13 protein-coding genes and 1 riboswitch are annotated in these 17966 nt (G+C 71.5%); of the genes, 10 read left to right on the top strand and 3 right to left on the bottom strand.

Annotation, left to right across the window (positions count from 1 at the left end; translation table 11 throughout):
- Positions 1-234: 234 nt before the first annotated feature.
- From ABZ434_RS31135 to ABZ434_RS31105, 7 genes are all read left to right on the top strand, one after another.
- The gene (locus ABZ434_RS31135) at positions 235-1239 is read left to right on the top strand and encodes an iron ABC transporter permease (protein WP_359143724.1); all 1005 of its coding nucleotides are present in this window, start codon (positions 235-237) and stop codon (positions 1237-1239) included.
- 140 nt (positions 1240-1379) lie between these two features.
- A complete protein-coding gene (locus tag ABZ434_RS31130) occupies positions 1380-2429 on the top strand; it encodes an iron ABC transporter permease (protein ID WP_359143721.1) in 1050 nt (349 codons plus the stop codon).
- Between the two features lie 7 nt (positions 2430-2436).
- Positions 2437-3270, top strand: a complete 834-nt coding sequence (locus ABZ434_RS31125; protein ID WP_359143625.1) for an ABC transporter ATP-binding protein — start codon at positions 2437-2439, stop codon at positions 3268-3270.
- A gap of 297 nt (positions 3271-3567) precedes the next feature.
- A riboswitch (cyclic di-AMP (ydaO/yuaA leader) is annotated at positions 3568-3752 on the top strand.
- Positions 3753-3757: 5 nt separating this feature from the next.
- Positions 3758-4636: a transglycosylase SLT domain-containing protein gene (locus tag ABZ434_RS31120; RefSeq protein WP_359143622.1), complete on the top strand. Its 879-nt coding sequence runs from the start codon at positions 3758-3760 to the stop codon at positions 4634-4636.
- A gap of 193 nt (positions 4637-4829) precedes the next feature.
- Positions 4830-6308 (top strand): esterase, encoded by a 1479-nt coding sequence (locus ABZ434_RS31115; protein ID WP_359143620.1) that lies wholly within the window; start codon positions 4830-4832, stop codon positions 6306-6308.
- Positions 6309-6421: 113 nt separating this feature from the next.
- A complete protein-coding gene (locus ABZ434_RS31110) occupies positions 6422-7501 on the top strand; it encodes a dihydrodipicolinate reductase (protein ID WP_359143618.1) in 1080 nt (359 codons plus the stop codon).
- A complete protein-coding gene (locus ABZ434_RS31105; protein ID WP_359143615.1) occupies positions 7498-7977 on the top strand; it encodes a carboxymuconolactone decarboxylase family protein in 480 nt (159 codons plus the stop codon). The genes ABZ434_RS31110 and ABZ434_RS31105 overlap by 4 nt, the downstream gene beginning before the upstream one ends.
- 100 nt (positions 7978-8077) lie before the next feature.
- Here the strand turns inward: ABZ434_RS31105 and ABZ434_RS31100 are convergent, their stop codons facing one another.
- The gene (locus tag ABZ434_RS31100) at positions 8078-9721 is read right to left on the bottom strand and encodes a GMC oxidoreductase (RefSeq protein ID WP_359143612.1); all 1644 of its coding nucleotides are present in this window, start codon (positions 9719-9721) and stop codon (positions 8078-8080) included.
- A 194-nt stretch (positions 9722-9915) separates the two neighbouring features.
- On the opposite strand from ABZ434_RS31100, the gene ABZ434_RS31095 reads away from it, so the two are divergent.
- Positions 9916-10104, top strand: coding sequence for an antitoxin (locus ABZ434_RS31095; RefSeq protein ID WP_359143610.1), 189 nt, complete (start codon positions 9916-9918; stop codon positions 10102-10104).
- Between the two features lie 253 nt (positions 10105-10357).
- Here the strand turns inward: ABZ434_RS31095 and ABZ434_RS31090 are convergent, their stop codons facing one another.
- Positions 10358-10528 (bottom strand): hypothetical protein, encoded by a 171-nt coding sequence (locus ABZ434_RS31090; protein WP_359143607.1) that lies wholly within the window; start codon positions 10526-10528, stop codon positions 10358-10360.
- 200 nt (positions 10529-10728) lie between these two features.
- On the opposite strand from ABZ434_RS31090, the gene ABZ434_RS31085 reads away from it, so the two are divergent.
- Complete coding sequence (locus ABZ434_RS31085) at positions 10729-13179, top strand: SpoIIE family protein phosphatase (protein WP_359143718.1); 2451 nt, start codon at positions 10729-10731, stop codon at positions 13177-13179.
- Positions 13180-13209: 30 nt separating this feature from the next.
- Here ABZ434_RS31085 and ABZ434_RS31080 read toward each other — a convergent pair whose 3' ends face one another.
- The gene (locus ABZ434_RS31080) at positions 13210-14535 is read right to left on the bottom strand and encodes a geranylgeranyl reductase family protein (RefSeq protein WP_359143604.1); all 1326 of its coding nucleotides are present in this window, start codon (positions 14533-14535) and stop codon (positions 13210-13212) included.
- Between the two features lie 612 nt (positions 14536-15147).
- On the opposite strand from ABZ434_RS31080, the gene ABZ434_RS31075 reads away from it, so the two are divergent.
- Entirely contained in the window at positions 15148-17739 is a 2592-nt protein-coding gene (locus tag ABZ434_RS31075; protein ID WP_359143715.1) for a SpoIIE family protein phosphatase, read from the top strand.
- The last annotated feature ends 227 nt before the right edge of the window (positions 17740-17966 follow it).

The raw sequence follows: 17966 nt of genomic DNA, 5'->3' as shown, positions 1-17966 counted from the left end.
GGAATCTCCGTTGTGTTCGAGTGATGGGGTCGGTCCGGGCGGGCGTTTCGGCTGCCCGGAAAGGAGCCCGGGCAGGGCGATTGACGCCGATTCAGGGCAGGGGGAGCCCTGGGGGCCGCCGCCGACCGCTCGCTCTAGTTAGGTTAGGCTAACCATATGTTGATCGTGCAAGAGGGGCAGCCCGCAACCGGGTCCCGCCCCACCGGAGTCCCGCCACGCGAAGGTCGTGCGGCCATGGGGGCGGTCACCGCTCTCGTGGTCCTTCTGCCGGCCCTCGTCCTGCTGTCCCTGCTCATCGGCACCGGATCCAGCTCGGCAGGCGGCGCCTGGGACTACCTCGTCGGTGACCCGGCCGCCCGCGCGGACGCCCAACTCCGCCTGGCCTTGGTGGACGTACGCCTGCCGCGCACGCTCGGCGCGGTCCTTGTCGGCGTGTGCCTCGGGACGGCCGGGTGCCTTCTGCAGGCCGCCACCCGCAACCCCCTCGCCGAGACGGGGCTGCTCGGCGTCAACTCGGGAGCCGCCTTCGCCGTGGTGCTGGGGCTCACCTTCTTCGGCGCGGACTCTCCCGCATCGTTGCTGGTATGGGCCCTGGGCGGAGGCATGGTCGCGAGCGCGGCCGTCCTGCTGTTCGCCGCGTCCGGGCGCGGAGGCGGATCCCCGCTGCGACTGGTCCTGGCAGGATCGGCGCTCGGCGCCACGTTCCACGGCCTCACCTCGTACGTGCTGCTGGGCACTCGGTCGACCTTCGACACCTACCGCTACTGGACGATCGGCTCGCTCGCCGGCATCGAGATCTCCGACCTGCTTCCCCTCCTGCCCCTGATCGCGGTGGGCCTGCTCACCGCACTCGGCTGTGCCCGGCCGCTCGCGGCACTCGGGCTCGGTGACGACGGCGCCCGCTCCCTGGGGCACCATCCCGGCCGGATCCGGCTCGTCGTCGCAGGAGCCGTCTCGCTGCTTGCCGGATGCGCCGTCGCCGTGGCCGGGCCCATCGCCTTCCTCGGGCTGTTCGCGCCCTATGCCGCCCGGGCGCTGGCCGGAGCGCGGATGGCCGCCCAACTCGTCCTGTCCGCCCTGGTCGCGGCCGATGTCATGATCATCGCGGACGTCCTCGCGCGGATCGTCATCCGTCCCTGGGAGACCCCGGTCAGTGTGCTGCTCGCCTTCGTCGGCGGCCCCCTGCTCGTGTGGATCGCCCGTTCCTCCCGGCTCTCCACGGCAGGGGCCGCGGCATGACGGACGTGCCCCCGCCCGACGGTGTCGTACTCCGCGCGAGGGAGTTGACGGACGTGACCCCGCCCGACAGCGTCGTACTGCGCACCGGAAGGCTGACAGACGTGACCCCGCCCGACGGTGTCGCGTCTCGCACCGGCGAACTGAAGGACGTGACCCCGCCGGACAGCGTCGTACTGCGCACCGGGACGCTGTCCTGGTTGCTCCCGAGGCGCAGCGCGCTCGCCGCCGCGCTGCTCCTTCCGCTGCTGGTCCTCCTCATCGCCCTGGCGGTGATGGCGAGTTCGACGGGAATGAGCCTGTCCGAGACCCTCTCGGGACTGCTCGGAACCGGCGATGCCGGCACCGTCATGATCGTGCGCGAGTTCCGGCTGCCCCGCATCTTCACCGGCCTGCTGGTCGGCGCCGCCCTCGGAATCGCGGGCTGTCTCACGCAGACCCTGGCCGGCAACCGGCTGGCCACCCCGGACCTGGTCGGGGTCAACGAGGGCGCCACCGCTGCCGTGGTCGCCGCCGCCGCGGGGTCCGCCACCGGCATGGTCGGCAACTGGTGGCTCGGGCCGGTCGGTGCCGTGGCCGCCGCGGTCCTGGTCGTCGTGTGCGCCGGAGGGGCGGGGACTGCCGGATACCGGTTGCTGGTGGCCGGGATCGGCATCTCCACCTTCATCGGTGCGGTGAGCGATCTGATCATGTCGCGCGAGAACGACAACGCGGCCGGCGGCGTGTTCCTCTGGGCCGTCGGCAGCCTCAACGGACGCGACTGGGACGCCTGCCTGCCGCTGGCCGTCGCCCTGCTGTTCCTCGTCCCGCTCTCGCTGGCCGCGGGACACCGCCTCCAACTGCTGCGCTTCGGCGACGAGGTGGCGAGCTCCCTCGGAGTCGACCTGCGGCGGGTACGTACCGTGGCGCTGGTCCTGGCCGTGCTGCTGGCGGGCACGGCCGTCGGGGTCGGCGGCCCCATCGCCTTCGTGGCGCTCGCCGCACCGATCCTCGCCCAGCGGCTGGCGGGCCCCACCCGCGTCCCGGTCACGGGCTCGGCGCTGACCGGAGCCGCGCTGATCGCCGCGGCCGATGCGATCGGACGCGTCGCCGCGCCGGTCGAACTGCCCGTCGGGGTCGTCACCAGCGTCCTCGGCGGCCCCTTCCTCCTGTGGGTACTGCTGCGGCCCGACCCGGCCGCCGGAAAGGCGTGAGCCGCACATGACCGAGAATCCGACCGGTACGAAGGCCGGTCTCGAAATCCGTGGCCTGCACGCCGGATACCCCGGCCGGCCCGTCGTCGAGAACGTCAACCTCACCGTCCCCGCCGGACAGGTCGTCGCAATCGTCGGCCCCAACGGCTGCGGGAAGTCGACCCTGCTGCGGACCGTCGCCCGGCTCCACCGCCCGGAGTCCGGCACGGTCCTGGTCGGCGGTACGGACATCTGGGAGACCGGCCGCCGCCGCGCCGCCCACCATGTCGCGCTGCTGCCGCAGTCGCCGCGCGCCCCCGAGGCGGTCACCGTGGCCGGCCTGGTGCGCTACGGCCGCAGCCCGCACCAGGGGCTGCTGCGTCAGTGGTCGCGCGAGGACGAGCAGGTGGTGCGCGACGCACTCGACGCCACCGGTACCACCGCACTGGCGGGGGAGCGCATCGACCGGCTGTCCGGCGGCCAGCGCCAGCGCTGCTGGCTCGCGATGGTCCTCGCCCAGCAGACCCCCGTCGTGCTGCTCGACGAACCGACCAGCGCCCTCGACCTCGGGCATGCCATCGAGGTCCTGGAACTCGTCCGCGAGGTCGCGGCCACCGGCCGCACCGTCGTCATGGTTCAGCACGACCTCGCGGCCGCCGCTCGGTACGCCGATCTGCTCGTCGCCATGAAGGGCGGCCGCGTGGTCACCACGGGCGCTCCCCGGGAGACGGTCGACGAAGCCCTGGTGAAGGAGCTGTACGCGCTCGACGCGGACATCCTCGCCGCGCCGGGCGACGGCTCACCGGTCGTCGTGCCGCGCACGCGTGCCGATGCGGCGGCACGGCCGACGCTCGCTCCGTAATGTCCTAACTTGGGCGATTATTCGGGCATGTAACGAATGCTGGTCCGTGCGGTATTCATTCGTGCCGCACCTCCTGGGAATCCGGCAAATCACCCGTTTCGGGCGCAGTGGTCAGCGTCACGTTTGCCGTGCCTGACGCGGAACCGGAGGCGTCGGTTCCCTGTCGCCCCAAGAAAGTTGACCCGCGCGCATGTGACCGGCGTCGCACATTTCCTTTCTTTGATCTTGCGAATCAATTGTGATCAGGAATTCCGGGCTTGTTCCGCCCGGCCTTTCTCGCTTACGGTCACCGTCAATCCGGATGGAACGCCGAATCCTGCCGCCGTCCGGTAACCCGACCACTTCACGTACGGCAGGAGCGGGGGACCCAGGTTTGCCGCCGTTCCGGAATACCGGAGCGGCTAGGGGTTAAGTCGCCATGTGCGGCCGGACATCTCCAGTCCGAACCCGACAGCTCACCTCGCAGGCGGCGGAGAGGAAAAGCGCCATGCCCATCAAGGGTCAGCACCGTCGTTCCAAGTCCACCCCCCTGACCCGCGGCCTCATCGCCGTGAGCGCGGGCGGAGCGGTTCTCGCGCTCCCCCTGATCGCTGCCGGATCGGCTTCCGCAGCGCCGGTCCAGTCGGTCGTCGCCGAAAAGGCCGCAGCCTCGACTTCCGTGGCCGGCAAGGCAATTGCCGTCAAGAAGGACGCGACCACCACCTATTCCGTGGTGTCCGGGGATTCGCTTTCCAAGATCGCCCGCGGGCATTCCCTCGACGGCGGCTGGGAGCAGCTGTACAAGGACAACCGGAGCGTTGTCGGCGGTAACCCCGACCTGATTCACCCGGGCCTGAAGCTGACCATCGGCGCCAAGTCCACGGCCGCCGCCCCCAAGGCTGCGACCAAGAGCGAATTCAAGGCGGAGAACGCGTCCGGCAGCGCCTCGCAGCCGTCGGCCGACCGTGCCGAGAGCACCGACCGCGCCGACCGTTCCGTGCGGACGGCGACGCCCGTCGCCGAGGAGACCGCCGAGACCACCCCCGCGCAGACCGCGACGGCGTACACCGACGACCTCGACGGCTGGATCAAGGAGTCCCTCGCAGTCATGGCCGAGCACGGCATCCCCGGCAGCTACGACAGCATCCACCGCAACATCATGCGCGAGTCCTCGGGCAACCCGCAGATCGTCAACAACTGGGACTCGAACGCGGTCGCCGGCACCCCGTCCAAGGGCCTGCTCCAGGTGATCCAGCCCACGTTCGACGCGTACCACGTGCCCGGCACCTCGCTGGACATCCTGGACCCCGTCGCCAACATCACCGCCGCGTGCAACTACGCCGCGGCGACGTACGGCTCGATCGACAACGTCTTCGGGGCCTACTGACCTACCGCGGTTCCGCCCCGGGCGGAGTCGTGAACAGGGGTGGAGGGGAGCTGAGCTGCTCCCTTCCACCCCTTTTGCCATGCCGTACAACCCTTGCGCCGCGGTGCCGGTCAAACAGGGCGCCAGGAGGCCAACGGGCTCCTCCTGGCGTCCCCCGGACTCGCCCGGTCGTCCTTGAACCGAGGAGCCGCTCGTGCGCACCTACCGTCCGGCCGCCGTTGTCGCGGCCTCATTCCTTCTGATCGCAGGGGCGGCCATCGCCGCGCCTGCCGCCTACGCGGGCACCCCCGGTGGAACGCGCGCGGCCGACCGCAACACCGATTTCAACGGCGACGGTTACGAGGACGTGCTCATCGGCGCGCCCGGCGGGACCATCGGCGGCAGCAAGGGCGCGGGCTACGTGAGCGTGCAGTACGGCGGCCCGGGCGGCATCGGTACCACCCGGGGCACGGTCCTCAGCCAGAACACCACCGGGGTGCCGGGTGCCGCCGAGGCAGGCGACGGCTTCGGCCGGGCCCTGACCACCGGCGACCTGGACGGGGACGGGTACGACGACGCGGTCGTGGGCCTCCCGGGCGAGGACATCGAGCCGGTGGCCGACGCGGGCGGCGCCGTCGTCCTGTGGGGCTCCGCCGAGGGGCTCTCCGGCGCCGGCAGCGACTGGCTGCAGGCCCAGGAGCCCGTCGCCGGCGCCGCGTTCGGCACCGCTCTCGCCGCCGCGCACTTCAGCCCCGACATCCCGGGCGACCAACTGGCCGTGACCGGCCGCACCGACCTCACCCTGTTCCAGTACGACGACGGGACCCGGCAGGATCCCGCCTCGCGCAGCAGCCTCGTACCCGGCACCCCGGGGCGCGAGATCGTGCCCCGCGCGATGACGACCGGCGACTACGACGGCAGCGGCCTCGCCGACCTGGTCATCTCCGGTGTCACCGCCGGCGAGGAGCCGGGCCACGGCTGGTCCGCGCTCTTCTTCGGCGAGGTCCAGGGACTGCGCTACGACCACGACCTGCGCGGCGGTCCGGCCGTCGCCTCGGGCGACATCGACGACGACGGCTACGACGACCTCGTCACCGGGGAGCCGCACAGCCCCGACGACGGCGGCGAGTCGATGACCGGCGGTGTGGTCGGCGTCTACTACGGCAGCGCGGGCGACGGACCGGTCGGCGCCGAGGGCCCGGGCACCCCGCCCGTGTGGTGGACGCAGGACACCCCCGGCGTCCCGGGCGGCTCGGAGACCGGCGACGGCTGGGGCGCCGACCTCTCCGTGGCGGACACCGATGGCGACGGGTACGCGGACGTGGCCGTCGGCGCTCCCGGCGAGGACATCGGCACGGTCGCCGACGCGGGGGCGGTATGGGTGCTGCGTGGCGCTGCCGAAGGGCTCACCGCCACCGGCGCCGCTTCGTGGGACCAGAATTCGGTCGACGTTCCGGGCGCAGCCGAGAAGGGTGACCGCTGGGGCGGCCAGGCGCGGCTGACCGACCCCGACAGGGACGGGCGCTCCGGTCTGCTGACCGCCGCGCCCGGCGAGAACGCCGGCGACGGCATCGTCTGGGCGTTCCCGGCCGGCACCGACGGGGTGACGGCCGCCGGGTCGTGGACCTTCGACGCCGGTACGTTCGGAGGTCCGGAGAAGGGCGCCGGATACGGGGCGGCGATCGACGAGTAGCAGCCCGGGGGAGCGGGCCGGGGTGGGCTCCGGGGACCTGCCCCGGTCCGCTCCCCAACCCGGGGGTGCGATGCCACTATGAACCTTTCATCCCGCGCGCTACCCTCCGCCGCATGATTTCCACGGTGGTCTGGGGTACCGGCAATGTCGGCCGCGCGGCCATCCGCGCCGTCGAGGCCCATCCGGCCCTGAAACTCGCGCACGTCCTCGTCCACGACCCGGGCAAGGTGGGCCGCGACGCGGGCGCTCTCGCCGGCCTGGACCGCGATCTGGGCGTCGCGGCGACCGACGACATCGACGCGGTGCTCGCCACTGCTCCCCGGGCCGTCGTGTACGCGGCCTCCGGCGACATCCGCCCCGACGACGCCCTGGCCGACATCACCAGGGCGGTGGCCGGCGGCGCCGTCGTCGTCACCCCCGCGCTGTACGCGCTGTACGACCAGCGGGGCGCGCCGCCCGAGCTGCGCGAGCCGGTGCTCGCCGCCGTCGCCGGCGGTGGCGGCTCGCTCTTCGTGTCCGGGGTGGACCCCGGGTGGGGCAACGATGTGCTGCCCCTGCTCATCAGCGGGCTCGGCACCACGGTCGACGCGATCCGCTGCCAGGAGATCTTCGACTACTCCACGTACGACCAGCCCGACTCGGTCCGCCACCTGATCGGCATGGGTCACCCCATGGAGTACGAACCCCTCATGCTCGCCGCCTCCGTCCCGACCATGGTGTGGGGCGGCCAGATACGGCTGATGGCCCGGGCCCTGGGCGTGGAACTCGACGACATCCGCGAGACCATGGCCCGGCGGCCGCTCGAATCGACCGTCACGACCAGGACGATGGGCGCCTTCGAGGCCGGCACCCAGGGGGCGGTCCGCTTCGAGGTCCAGGGCATCGTCGAGGGCGAACCCCGCATCGTCATCGAGCACATCACGCGCATCCATCCCTCGTGCGCTCCCGACTGGCCGTCACCACCCGATGGCGCCGGAGCCCACCGGGTGATCATCGAGGGACGCCCGCGTATCGAGGTCACCGTCGAGGCCACCGACGAGGGCGAGAACCGCTCGGCGGGCGGCAACGCCACCGCCGTCGGCCGGCTGGTGAACGCCATCGACTGGCTGGTGGAGGCGGAACCCGGACTCTACGACGCGCTCGACGTCCCCCTGCGCCCCGCAGCCGGCCGACTCGGAAGGAAGCAGCCATGATCATCGACATCCCCGAGGGCCAGGAGCCGATCGGCTACGTGTGGGGCGACATGGTCCCCGGTATCGGCATGGCCGCCGCGAACTTCTCGCTGTCGGTGTACGAGCACACGACGCTCGGACTCCGTGAGTTCGAGGCCGCCAGGCTGCGCATCGCGCAGATCAACGGCTGTCTCTTCTGCCTGGACTGGCGAACCGAACGCGAGGGCCGGAAGGTCGAGGAGGAGTTCGCCGCCGCGGTGAGCGACTGGCGCACCACCGGTGCCTTCGACGACCGGACCCGGCTGGCGGCCGAGTACGCCGAACGGTACGCCCTGGACCACCACGGCCTGGACGACGCGTTCTGGGCCCGCATGACCGCGCACTACAGCCAGCACGAGATCGTGGAGCTGAGCATGAGCATCGGCTCCTGGCTGGCGTTCGGCCGGCTCAACCATGTGCTGGGTCTCGACGCCGTGTGCGTGCTGCCGGGGCACTGAACGGGTCTGCGCGGCTCGGGCGGCCCGTTCGCGCCGCGGTCTCCGGCAGGAGGTCTGCCCGTCGCCTCCTGCCGGAACGTACGCCTCGTCGGACCCGCTGTCACAGGTCGGTGGCGATGATCTTCTCGATGTTCCGCTCGGCGAGTGCCGTGATGGTGACGAACGGATTGACGCTGGTGTTGCCGGGGATCAGGGAGCCGTCGATGACGTACAGGCCCCTGTAGCCGTGCAGGCGGCCGTAGTTGTCGGTGGCCCTGTCCAGGACGGCGCCGCCGAGCGGGTGGTACGTGAGGTGGTCGCCCCAGATCTTGTAGACGCCGAAGAGGTCCGTCCGGTAGATCGTCCCCTCCTTGGAGTTGATCTTGTCGAAGATCGTTTTCGCCATGTCGATGGAGGGCTGCTTCCAGGCGGTCTGCCAGTTCAGGTCGACCCTCCCCGTGGCGGCGTTCCAGGAGAACTGGGCGCGGTGCGGGTTCTTCGTGATCGACAGGTAGAACGAGGCGAAGGTCTCGATCCCGGTCGGCAGGGGCGCGACCTCCGCGAACGCTCCTCCGGCGGCCCAGTTGTCGATGCCGCCGCACGGGATGCTCGACTGGACCGCGCCGGTCGGGTCCCACAGGTGGTTCGCCCGGCCGCACATGACGTTGCCGTTGTCGCCCCAGCCCTTGCCGATCTCGTCGTTCAGACCGGGCAGTGCGCCCGTCGCCTTCAGCCGGGTCAGCAGCTTGCTGGTGCCGACGCTGCCCGCGGCGAAGAACACCTTGTCCGCGGTGACCGTCTTGGTGGTCGCGATGCTCCCCTCGGTGCGGAGCTCGTCGATGACGACCTTGTATCCGCCGCCCGGTGCGGGGGCGACCGAAGTCACCTGGTGCAGCGGCGAGACGGTGATGTTTCCCGTCGCCGCGGCCTGGGCGAGGTAGGTCTTCTGCAGTGACTTCTTGCCGTAGTTGTTGCCGTAGAGGATCTCTCCGGCCAGTGCCGACTTGGGTACCGTGCCGGCCGCCTCCTGCTCCATGTAGTCCCAGTCGTACACGTCGGGGACGAATACGAACGGGAAGCCGGAGCGCTGGGCGTGCTTGCGGCCGACGCGGGCGTACTGGTAGCAGTCCGCGCTGTCGAACCACGCAGGGTCGACGGTGCCGACCCCGAGCCCGGCGTTGGCTCGCGGGTAGTAGGTGCTGTACATCTCGTCGGCGTTCACGGACGGGAGCACCGCACCGAAGTTCTCGCGCCGGGGCGTCACCGCCATGCCGCCGTTGACCAGTGACCCGCCCCCGACGCCGCGTCCCTGGTACACCGTGATGCCGCTGAACTCCTCGGCATCCAGGATGCCGGTGTAGCGGGGGATCGCCTTGTCGATGGGAAAACCGAGGAAGTTGCTGAGAGGCTGCTTGCTCTTCGTGCGGAGCCAGTACGAACGGCCGTCGGGTGTCGTCGTGTTGGCGAAGATCTTGCCGTCCGCCCCGGGGGTGTCCCAGGCCATTCCCATCTCGACCAGGTGGACGTGGACCCCTGCGCGGGCGAGCCGCAGGGCGGCGACCGAGCCTCCGTACCCGGTGCCGATCACCAGGACCGGGACGTGGTCCCCGCTGCCGATCACGGCGGCTGGGCCGGCGGTGCGTGCGTGGGCGGCGGTCGCGTGACCGGAGAGGGCTGCCGCCCCCAGAATGAAACCTGTTCTAGCCATGAAACGGCGACGGGTGACATCGCTCGATCTCTTGTGGGGTAAGCTCGAATCCGTCATGTGACGTTCCTCACTCTCGACCGAATGGGAACGAGTTCTACTGTCGCTCGCGTGAGAAGTCACTACATACCTATGGGTAATTTCCTCGGGTTCGTGAGCGCCCCGCGCCGGGTGGCGGGGCGGGGCGGCCCCGGGGTGCGGCGCCGGGGTATCGCATGGATGCTGGGAGGGTCAGCGTTCCATGAGGAGGAGTCATGAGCATGCTCGACAAGATCAAGGACCTGATCAAGGGGCACCCCGACCAGGCCCGCAAGGGAGTCGAGAAGGGCGGCGACTTCGTCGACAAGAAGACGGACAACAAGTACGGCGGTCAGGTCGACTCAGCCCAGCAGAAGCTCAATGACCAGTTCGGCGAACGCCGTCCGCCCACCGGCGAACAGTAGGGGCGCCGCACCCTCCGCAGGGCTCCACCCCTTTGGGGCGGGGCCCTGCTCTGCGCGTCCGAGAAGTCCTGTCCAGCACGTCGGAGGCGGAAGGACGCCTCGGACGGATCATGCCCGGCGAGCGCATCGGACCGGGTCAGCCCGGCGCTGGGGCGCAGAGGGGTACCGATGGAGCGGCCGTCACCGTGAAGACGGTGGCGGCCGCTCCTTCATGACGCTCGTCATACGGTGGAGACGCCTGGGCGCCGGAGAGTCAGTTGTGGCCGAACTTCCGCTCGCGCTTGTGGGAGACCTGCTCGGAGATCGCCTTCACCGCATCGGGCGCGGACGCCGTGCTCGTCTGCTCCTTGGCCTCCGGGGCCGTGGAGTGCTCATGGCCTCCGCTGCGGGCTCCGCGGTTCTGCCGGCTCTGCTTCTTGCCCATGATCGTGCCTCCTCGCGGATGTCGGACGATGGGCCGCCTTCAGAGTTGCATACAAGTCCGGAGGGTGCATTTCGGTAGCCCGCGCCGGACTCTCCGAAGTGCGCGGCACGGGGCCGGAGGAGCATGCTGACTGTGTGACCTGGTACGGCGCGGTCCGGCGCAAGCCGCTGAGCGAGGGCAGCGGTGTGTCCGGGCGGCTCATGAACGGCCGGGCGCCGGACCACCTGTCCCTGGTGCTGGCGCAGGCTGCCGTGAACGCGATCGAATCCGCCGGCGGTCAGGCGGGCGGCATCTATCTGCGCTCCCTCACTCCTGGGCTTCTGCGGCTCGCGGTACTGGCGGGACTGCCAGGTCCCCTGTTCCGCCCCTGGTGGCGTATGCATGTGAACCGCCCGTTCCCGGTCGCCGAGGCGTTCCGTTCAGGTCAGGCCGTCCACCTCGCCGACGCGGAGGAGGCGATGCGCCGGTTCCCGCAGCTGATGGCAGGCCTGCCGTTCCCCTTCGGCTCCCTCTATGCGCCGGTGTTCAGCGGGGGGAAGCCGGTCGGCGTCCTGGTCGTGCTGCGCCCAGCCACCCCGGGGAAGCCTGTGGGGAGCACCGACCGGCGCAGGCTGCGGGGTGTCGCCGAAGAGCTCGGCACCGCGCTGTCCGCCATCGAGTCCGCGGGAACGGCGGTGAATTGGGACGAGGAACCGCTTCCCGTCCAACTGCCGGCCGGCAGTTCCCCACCGGTGCGGATCGGCCGCTTCGACTGGGAGCTGGAGAGCGGGGCCGTCGGCGCGGACGACGAGCTGTGCGCCATCCTCGGCACCGGCCGGCACCGATTTCCCGGCACCATCGACGCACTTGCGGCGCGGCTGGCCCCGGAGGACGTATACGGGTTGTGGGCCCTGGCCCGCCAGGCGTCCGACTCGGGCGGCCCCGTGGTCCGCAGGATGCGGCTGCGCGGCCCCGACGGACGCTCGCACCTGCTCGAGGTCTCGGGCCGCCGTGACAAGGGTGCGGAGCCCGGTGCCACGACCCATCTGACCGGCTTCCTGGTGGACCTCGGCATCGGCCCGGTCGTCGCCGAGGCGGCCGACCGGCTGCCGCGCGGAATCTTCTCCCTCGATCGCTTCGCCCGCATCACCTACATCAACCACCTGGCCGAGGAGATCCTCGGCCACCCCCGGTCGGAGCTGGTCGGACGTGTGCTGTGGGAGGCCCTGCCGTGGTTCGCGAACCCGGCCTACGAGGACCACTACCGTGCCGCGATGATCTCCGACGCCCCGGTCCACTTCCTCGCCCGTCGCACCCCTCCCCCCTGGCTCTCCGTCTCCCTGTACCCCGGCCACGACGGCGTCACCGCCGTACTCACCCCCACCGAACAGCCTGTCTACGCTCCGGGTTCGGTCGCTTCGCCCGGGCTGGGACTCGGCTCCCCGGCCGACCGGTCAGCGGCGCTCTACCGACCGGTCGCCCTGGCCATCGCCCTCACCGAGGCGGTCACCGCCCGGCAGGTGTCCGCCGTGGTCACCGAGGAACTCCTCCCCGCCTTCGGTGGCCGCCAGCTCGCGATCTACCTGCAGAAGGAGCGACACCTCTACCTGGAGTGGGAGACCGGCTTCCCCCACGGCTTCCTCGACCGGTTCGACGGCGTCGGCCTGGACGCCCGCATCCCCGGCGTCGAGACGCTGACCTCCGGGCGCCCCATGTTCTTCGAATCCATGCAGCGACTGGCCGCCGCGTACCCCGGCATCCCCATGGAGACGGACGTCGGCGCGCGCGCCTTCCTGCCCCTGATCGCCTCCGGACGGCACGTCGGCTCCTGCATCCTCGGCTTCGACCAGCCGCGAGGATTCAGTCCGGAGGAGCGCACCGTCCTGACGGCTCTCGCCGGCCTCATCGCCCAGGCTCTGGAACGGGCCCAGCGCTACGACACCGAGGCGGCCCTGGCCCGCGGCCTGCAGGAAGTCCTGCTGCCCCACGGACTGCCCGTCGTCGTGGAAGGCGTCGACACCGCCGGCCGCTACCTCCCCGGTACCCAGGGCATGGACGTCGGCGGCGACTGGTACGACGTCATCGAGACCGGTGGGAAGCTCGCCCTGGTCATCGGGGACGTGCAGGGCCACGGTGTCGCGGCCGCGGCGACCATGGGCCAGCTGCGCAGCGCGGTGCGGGCCTTCGCGCTCAGTGGACACGATCCGCAGGAGGTCATGAGCGGCACCAACCGGCTGCTCATCGATCTCGACCCCGGCCAGTTCGCCAGCTGTTGCTACATCGCCATGGATCCGGCCACCGGCATCACCCAGGCCGTGCGTGCCGGTCATCCGCAGCCCGTGCTGCGCCGCGCCGACGGCACGGCCGAGGTCATGGACCTGGCGGGCGGCATCGTGCTCGGCATCGACGCCGAAGCGTCCTACCCCGTCACCGAGCTGCACCTCGCCCCCGGCGCGATGCTCGCCCTGTACACCGACGGCATGGTCGAGGAGTCGGGCACGGACATCGACGTGGGCATCGAGCGGCTGCGCGGCATCGTCGCCGGATGCGGACCGGGTTCCCTGGCCGACACGGCGGACCATGTGATCGGCCGCGCCCGTCAGGCCGCCGACCGCCCCGACGACATCGCCCTGCTCCTGGCCGCCCGATGGGCCGACGGCGCCGGGGCCTGAGGCGCCCTCGCCCCGGCACGGCACGGGGTTTCAGCGCCTACGCGCGCCCGGAGCGGGGACGAGACGCACCGCGGTGTTCAGAACATGGTCGATCACATCGCGAGAAGGCTTGTCCGTGAGGTTGGTGAGCAGCCGGGCCAGGGTGTTGAGGAGGAACGGCGAGCCCATCACATAGCGGTTGAGCACGGGCTGGAACCCCGACCGGCTGAAGACGAGGTCGGCGGCCGCGTTGCCGAGCCGGTAATAACTGCCCCAGCGGCGGTTCATCTCGACCGGGTAGTGGTGGAGCGCCCTCTCCCGCCTCGGGCCGGCCGGCAGCGCCAGCGCGAGCGCGGCCGTCTCCGCCGCGACCTCCCCGGCTTCCAGCGCCTGGCCGATCCCCTCACCGTTCCAGGGGCTGATCATGCCTCCCGAGTCACCGACCAGGAGAAGCCCTCTGGCGTACAGCGGATGGCGGTTGAAGCCGAGCGGCAGCGCGGCGCTGCGTACGGGCCCCTCCGCGTTCTCCTCGCGCAGCCCCCACGCCTCGGGCGTCCGGGCCAGCCACGTGTCCATGGTGGCTCGCAGGTCGGCTTTGCCGTGCCGCCGGTGGGGGATCGCGCCGAGGCCGACGTTGACGCGGCCGTCGCCCATCGGGAAGATCCAGCCGTACCCCGGCAGATAGCGGTCGCTCCGCGGGAACCGGAGGTCGGCCCAGAGCTCCAGGAACTCCTCCCCGGAACGCTCGGGACTGCGGTAGTAGCGGCGGGCCGCCGTGGCGATCTGCCGTTTCGTGTCCCGCTGCAGCCCCATCGCGAGCGCGAGCCGCGCCGAGGCGCCGTCCGCGGCGATGACGACCGGGGCCCTGTGCTCCACCCGATCCCCCGCAGCGGTCAAAGCGATGACTCCGGTGACCCGCCCGGCCCGGTCGGTCACGGGCTCCGTCACCTTCATGCCGGTACGCAGCCGGGCCCCCGCGGTCACCGCGTGGCGGGCCAGGATGTCGTCGAAGTCGTGCCGGCTGCGCGTGAGGCCGAAGTCCGGGTTTCCGCCCAGCGCGGGCCAGTCGATCTGCACCTGCCGCTCGCCGGTCACCCAGCGCATCCCCCGGGACCGGGTCCAGCCGGGCGCCTTGATGTCGACGCCCATCCGGATGAGCTGGTGCACCGCGCGCGGGGTGAGGCCGTCCCCGCACACCTTCTCCCGGGGGAACACGGACTTCTCCAGCAGCAGCACATCGATGCCCGCCCGGGCGAGGTGGAAGGCGGCGGACGAACCGGCCGGTCCCGCACCCACCACGATCACCTGGGCCTCCTCGGACGGGCCGGGGGCGGAGCGTTCGTCCGGGGTGGACCGGTCTGCGTGCGCTTCCCGCATGAGAACCCTTTCCTGGGACGGCCGGAGCCGCCGGCGGACGGCGACCCTGTACACCGACATCCTGCCGGTTCGCACCGCTGCGCGGCAGGGGGATCGACCCGCCCCGCGCGCGGGCGGCTCTGCCCCGGCCTGCTGCGGAACGTGCCTCGGGGCCGCACGGTGTGCGGCCCCGAGGCAACGGATGAGAGGCGCGGGAGTCAGTACGGCAACGGGCGCCCGGACGGCGTGCGCAGATCGAGCGGTGGCGGCCGTGACGGAAGCTGAGGACGTCGAACGATCTTGATGCGGCCCACTGACCCCACCTCCTGTCGGTAGTCCGTCATATGCCCTGGCGGTGCACCGTTCACACGTCCGGCGGTCATCAACGGCGCGCGGCCCGAAAGGGCGGCCACGGCGAATCGTGTTAAACCTGAAGATGTGGGTGGTACAGGTCGGTTCCGGACGCGGTTTCGCCACTCCGCCCGGCAGCCGCATCGGCACGATCACGATGACGGACGCCCGGGCGGTGACGGGCCTGCGCCTTCCGGCCCGGCCCCCGGGCAGTCCTCGTCCGGCCGGCGGCTGCGCGCCCTCTTCAGCGTCCACACCGTGGCCGGCCAGGTCTTTGTCCTGATGCTGGGAATCGTGACGCTCCTCGTCGTGGCGGCCGTCGTCGCCCTGGTGGTGCAGGGCAGGCGGGACAGCATGAACGAGGCGCGGACCCGGTCGCTGAGTGTCGCGGAGACCTTCGCCCACGCGCCCGGAGTGGCGGCCGCCCTGGACAGCAGGGATCCGACAGCTGTCCTGCAGCCCCGCGCGGAGGAGGTCCGGCGCAGTACCGGTGTCGAGTACGTCGTCGTGGCCGGGCCCGACGGCATCCGCTACACCCACCCCGACATCGCGTTGATCGGCGAGCGCATCCTGGGTCCGTACAAGGAGGCACTGGAGGGCGAGGCCTTCACCCGGACCATCAACGCCAGCCGCGGCCTCGCGGTCAACTCGGTGGTGCCCGTGGAACGCCGCGACGGCACGGTCGCCGGACTGGTGTCCGTCGGCATCAGGGTCGAGACCGTGAACAAGCTCGCCTACCCCAGCCTCCCGTTCGCCCTCGGTGCCGCCGTGGTCGCACTCGCCCTCACGGCGGGCGGCGCCGGCCTGGTGAGCCGCCGCCTCGGCCGTCAGACGCACGGCCTCGGCCCGGCCGAGATGACCCGGATGTACGAACACCACGACGCGGTGCTGCACGCGGTCCGCGAGGGCGTCCTCATCATCGACGCCGACGGGCGGCTGGCCCTGGCCAACGACGAGGCCCGTCGGCTCCTGGGACTGCCGTCCGACGCCGAGGGCCGCGCCGTGACGGCCCTGGGGCTGGACCCCGCGACCGCGGGGCTGCTCGCCTCCGGACGACTCGCCACGGACGAGGTGCGGCCCGCCGGGAACAGGCTGCTGGCAGTCAACCTCCGCCCCACGGGCGAACGCGGCGGGCCGCCCGGCACGGTCGCCACGCTGCGTGACACCACGGAACTGCAGGCCGTCACCGGCCGGGCGCAGACCGTGCGCGAGCGGCTGCTGCTCCTGTACAGGGCGGGTGCCCGCATCGGAACGACCCTCGACGTCACCACGACCGCGCAGGAACTGGCCGAGGTCGCCGCGCCCGGCTTCGCCGACTGCGCGACGGTCGATCTCGCCGATTCCGTACTGCGCGGGGAGGAACCGGAGCCGCCCGCCGGGAATGTGATGGACATGCGCCGCACCGCCGCGAGCGGCGTCGGCCCCGACCACCCCCTCTACCCGCTCGGCCGTGTGATCGGCTTCGTGCCGACCAGTGCCGGAGGCATCGGCAGCAGCAGCGGTCACACCTGGGTGGTGCCCGATCTGGCCGCCTCCGAGCAGTGGCGCCTGCCCGACCCCGAGCAGGCCGTGCGGATCATGGAGTACGGCTTCCACTCACTGCTCTCCGTGCCCCTGCACGCGCGCGGGGTCATCCTCGGCATGGCCAACTTCTGGCGCGCGCAGACCGAGGCCCCCTTCGACGCCGAGGACCTGTCCTTCGCCGAGGAACTGGTGGCCCGGGCGGCGGTCAGCGTCGACAACGCCCGGCGCTACACCCGCGAGCACGAGATGGCGGTGACCCTGCAGCGCAGCCTGCTGCCGAGCGGTCTTCCCGAACAGAACGCCCTGGACGTCGCCTACCGCTATCTCCCCGCGCAGGCGGGAGTCGGCGGGGACTGGTTCGACGTGATCCCGCTGTCCGGCGCCCGCGTCGCGCTCGTCGTGGGCGACGTCGTCGGGCACGGCCTGCACGCCGCGGCCACGATGGGCCGGCTGCGCACCACGGTGCACAACTTCTCCACGCTGGACCTGCCGCCGGACGAACTTCTCGGCCACCTCGACGAACTCGTCGTCAGGATGGACCAGGGTGAGGAGGCAGGCGGCGGGGGGATCACCGGCGCCACCTGCCTGTACGCGATCTACGACGCGGTCTCCGGCCGCTGCTCGGTGGCCCGGGCCGGCCACCCCGGACCCGCCCTCGTCCTGCCCGACGGCACCGTGGAGTTCCCCGAGATCCCCGCCGGCCTGCCGCTGGGCATCGGTGGCATGCCCTTCGAGGCGACCGAGCTGGAGGTGCCCGAGGGGAGCCGGCTGGTGCTGTACACGGACGGGCTGGTCGAGCGCCGCGGCCAGGACATCGACGACGGCATGGAACAGCTGCGGAGCGCCCTGGCCGGCCACGAGCGCACACCGGAGGAGACCTGCGACGTCGTGCTGGAGGCCCTGCTGCCCAGTCGACCGGGCGACGACGTCGCCCTGCTGGTGGCCCGCACCCGGACTCTGGACCCGGCCCGCCGCGCCCAGTGGGACGTGGCACCCGACCCCGCTGCCGTCGCCGGCGTCCGCAAGGAGGCCATCCGCTGGCTCGCCGACCGTGGCCTCGACGAGGAGGGCTTCGTCACCGAACTGATCCTGAGCGAACTCGTCACCAACGCGATCCGGTACGGCTCCGAGCCGATCAGCGTGCGGCTGCTGTACGACCGGGCACTGATCTGCGAGGTGTCGGACTGCAGCAGCACTTCCCCGCACCTGCGCTATGCCGCGACGACGGACGAGGGCGGGCGTGGGCTGTTCCTGGTCGCCCAGTTCGCCGAGCGCTGGGGCACCCGCTACACCGAGCGCGGGAAGGTCATCTGGTCCGAGCAGACGCTCGACGGGCCCCCGCGCGCGTAGGCGTACGCCGACGGGGCCCGGCAGCGACTGCCGGGCCCCGCGCGTAGCTCTTTCACCTCACATGCGGCGTCAGGGGAAGGACACCACGTTCGACGGAACGGTGGAGGTGCCGGAGGTGGGTGATCCGGTGTTGTTGATGACGTGTTCGTACTGGCCCTGGCCGCCGAGGGAGACGACGAGCAGGTCGTGGAACTTCACGCCGGGCTTCACCGGTGCCTGGAATCCGT

The sequence above is a fragment of the Streptomyces sp. NPDC005761 genome (assembly GCF_040630635.1).
GTDB lineage: Bacteria > Actinomycetota > Actinomycetes > Streptomycetales > Streptomycetaceae > Streptomyces.
The sequence above is the reverse complement of the archived record's forward strand: the minus strand, read 5'-3'. Positions and strand labels throughout refer to the sequence as shown.

Excerpts from the sequence above, each read along its gene's own strand:
- ABZ434_RS31135 (WP_359143724.1), top strand. The coding sequence starts at position 235 with ATGGGGGCGGTCACCGCTCTCGTGGTCCTTCTGCCGGCCCTCGTCCTG.
- ABZ434_RS31125 (WP_359143625.1), top strand. The coding sequence starts at position 2,437 with ATGACCGAGAATCCGACCGGTACGAAGGCCGGTCTCGAAATCCGTGGC.
- ABZ434_RS31120 (WP_359143622.1), top strand. The coding sequence starts at position 3,758 with ATGCCCATCAAGGGTCAGCACCGTCGTTCCAAGTCCACCCCCCTGACC.
- ABZ434_RS31110 (WP_359143618.1), top strand. The coding sequence starts at position 6,422 with ATGATTTCCACGGTGGTCTGGGGTACCGGCAATGTCGGCCGCGCGGCC.
- ABZ434_RS31105 (WP_359143615.1), top strand. The coding sequence starts at position 7,498 with ATGATCATCGACATCCCCGAGGGCCAGGAGCCGATCGGCTACGTGTGG.
- ABZ434_RS31100 (WP_359143612.1), bottom strand. The coding sequence starts at position 9,721 with ATGACGGATTCGAGCTTACCCCACAAGAGATCGAGCGATGTCACCCGT.
- ABZ434_RS31095 (WP_359143610.1), top strand. The coding sequence starts at position 9,916 with ATGAGCATGCTCGACAAGATCAAGGACCTGATCAAGGGGCACCCCGAC.
- ABZ434_RS31090 (WP_359143607.1), bottom strand. The coding sequence starts at position 10,528 with ATGGGCAAGAAGCAGAGCCGGCAGAACCGCGGAGCCCGCAGCGGAGGC.
- ABZ434_RS31085 (WP_359143718.1), top strand. The coding sequence starts at position 10,729 with ATGAACGGCCGGGCGCCGGACCACCTGTCCCTGGTGCTGGCGCAGGCT.
- ABZ434_RS31080 (WP_359143604.1), bottom strand. The coding sequence starts at position 14,535 with ATGCGGGAAGCGCACGCAGACCGGTCCACCCCGGACGAACGCTCCGCC.
- ABZ434_RS31075 (WP_359143715.1), top strand. The coding sequence starts at position 15,148 with ATGCTGGGAATCGTGACGCTCCTCGTCGTGGCGGCCGTCGTCGCCCTG.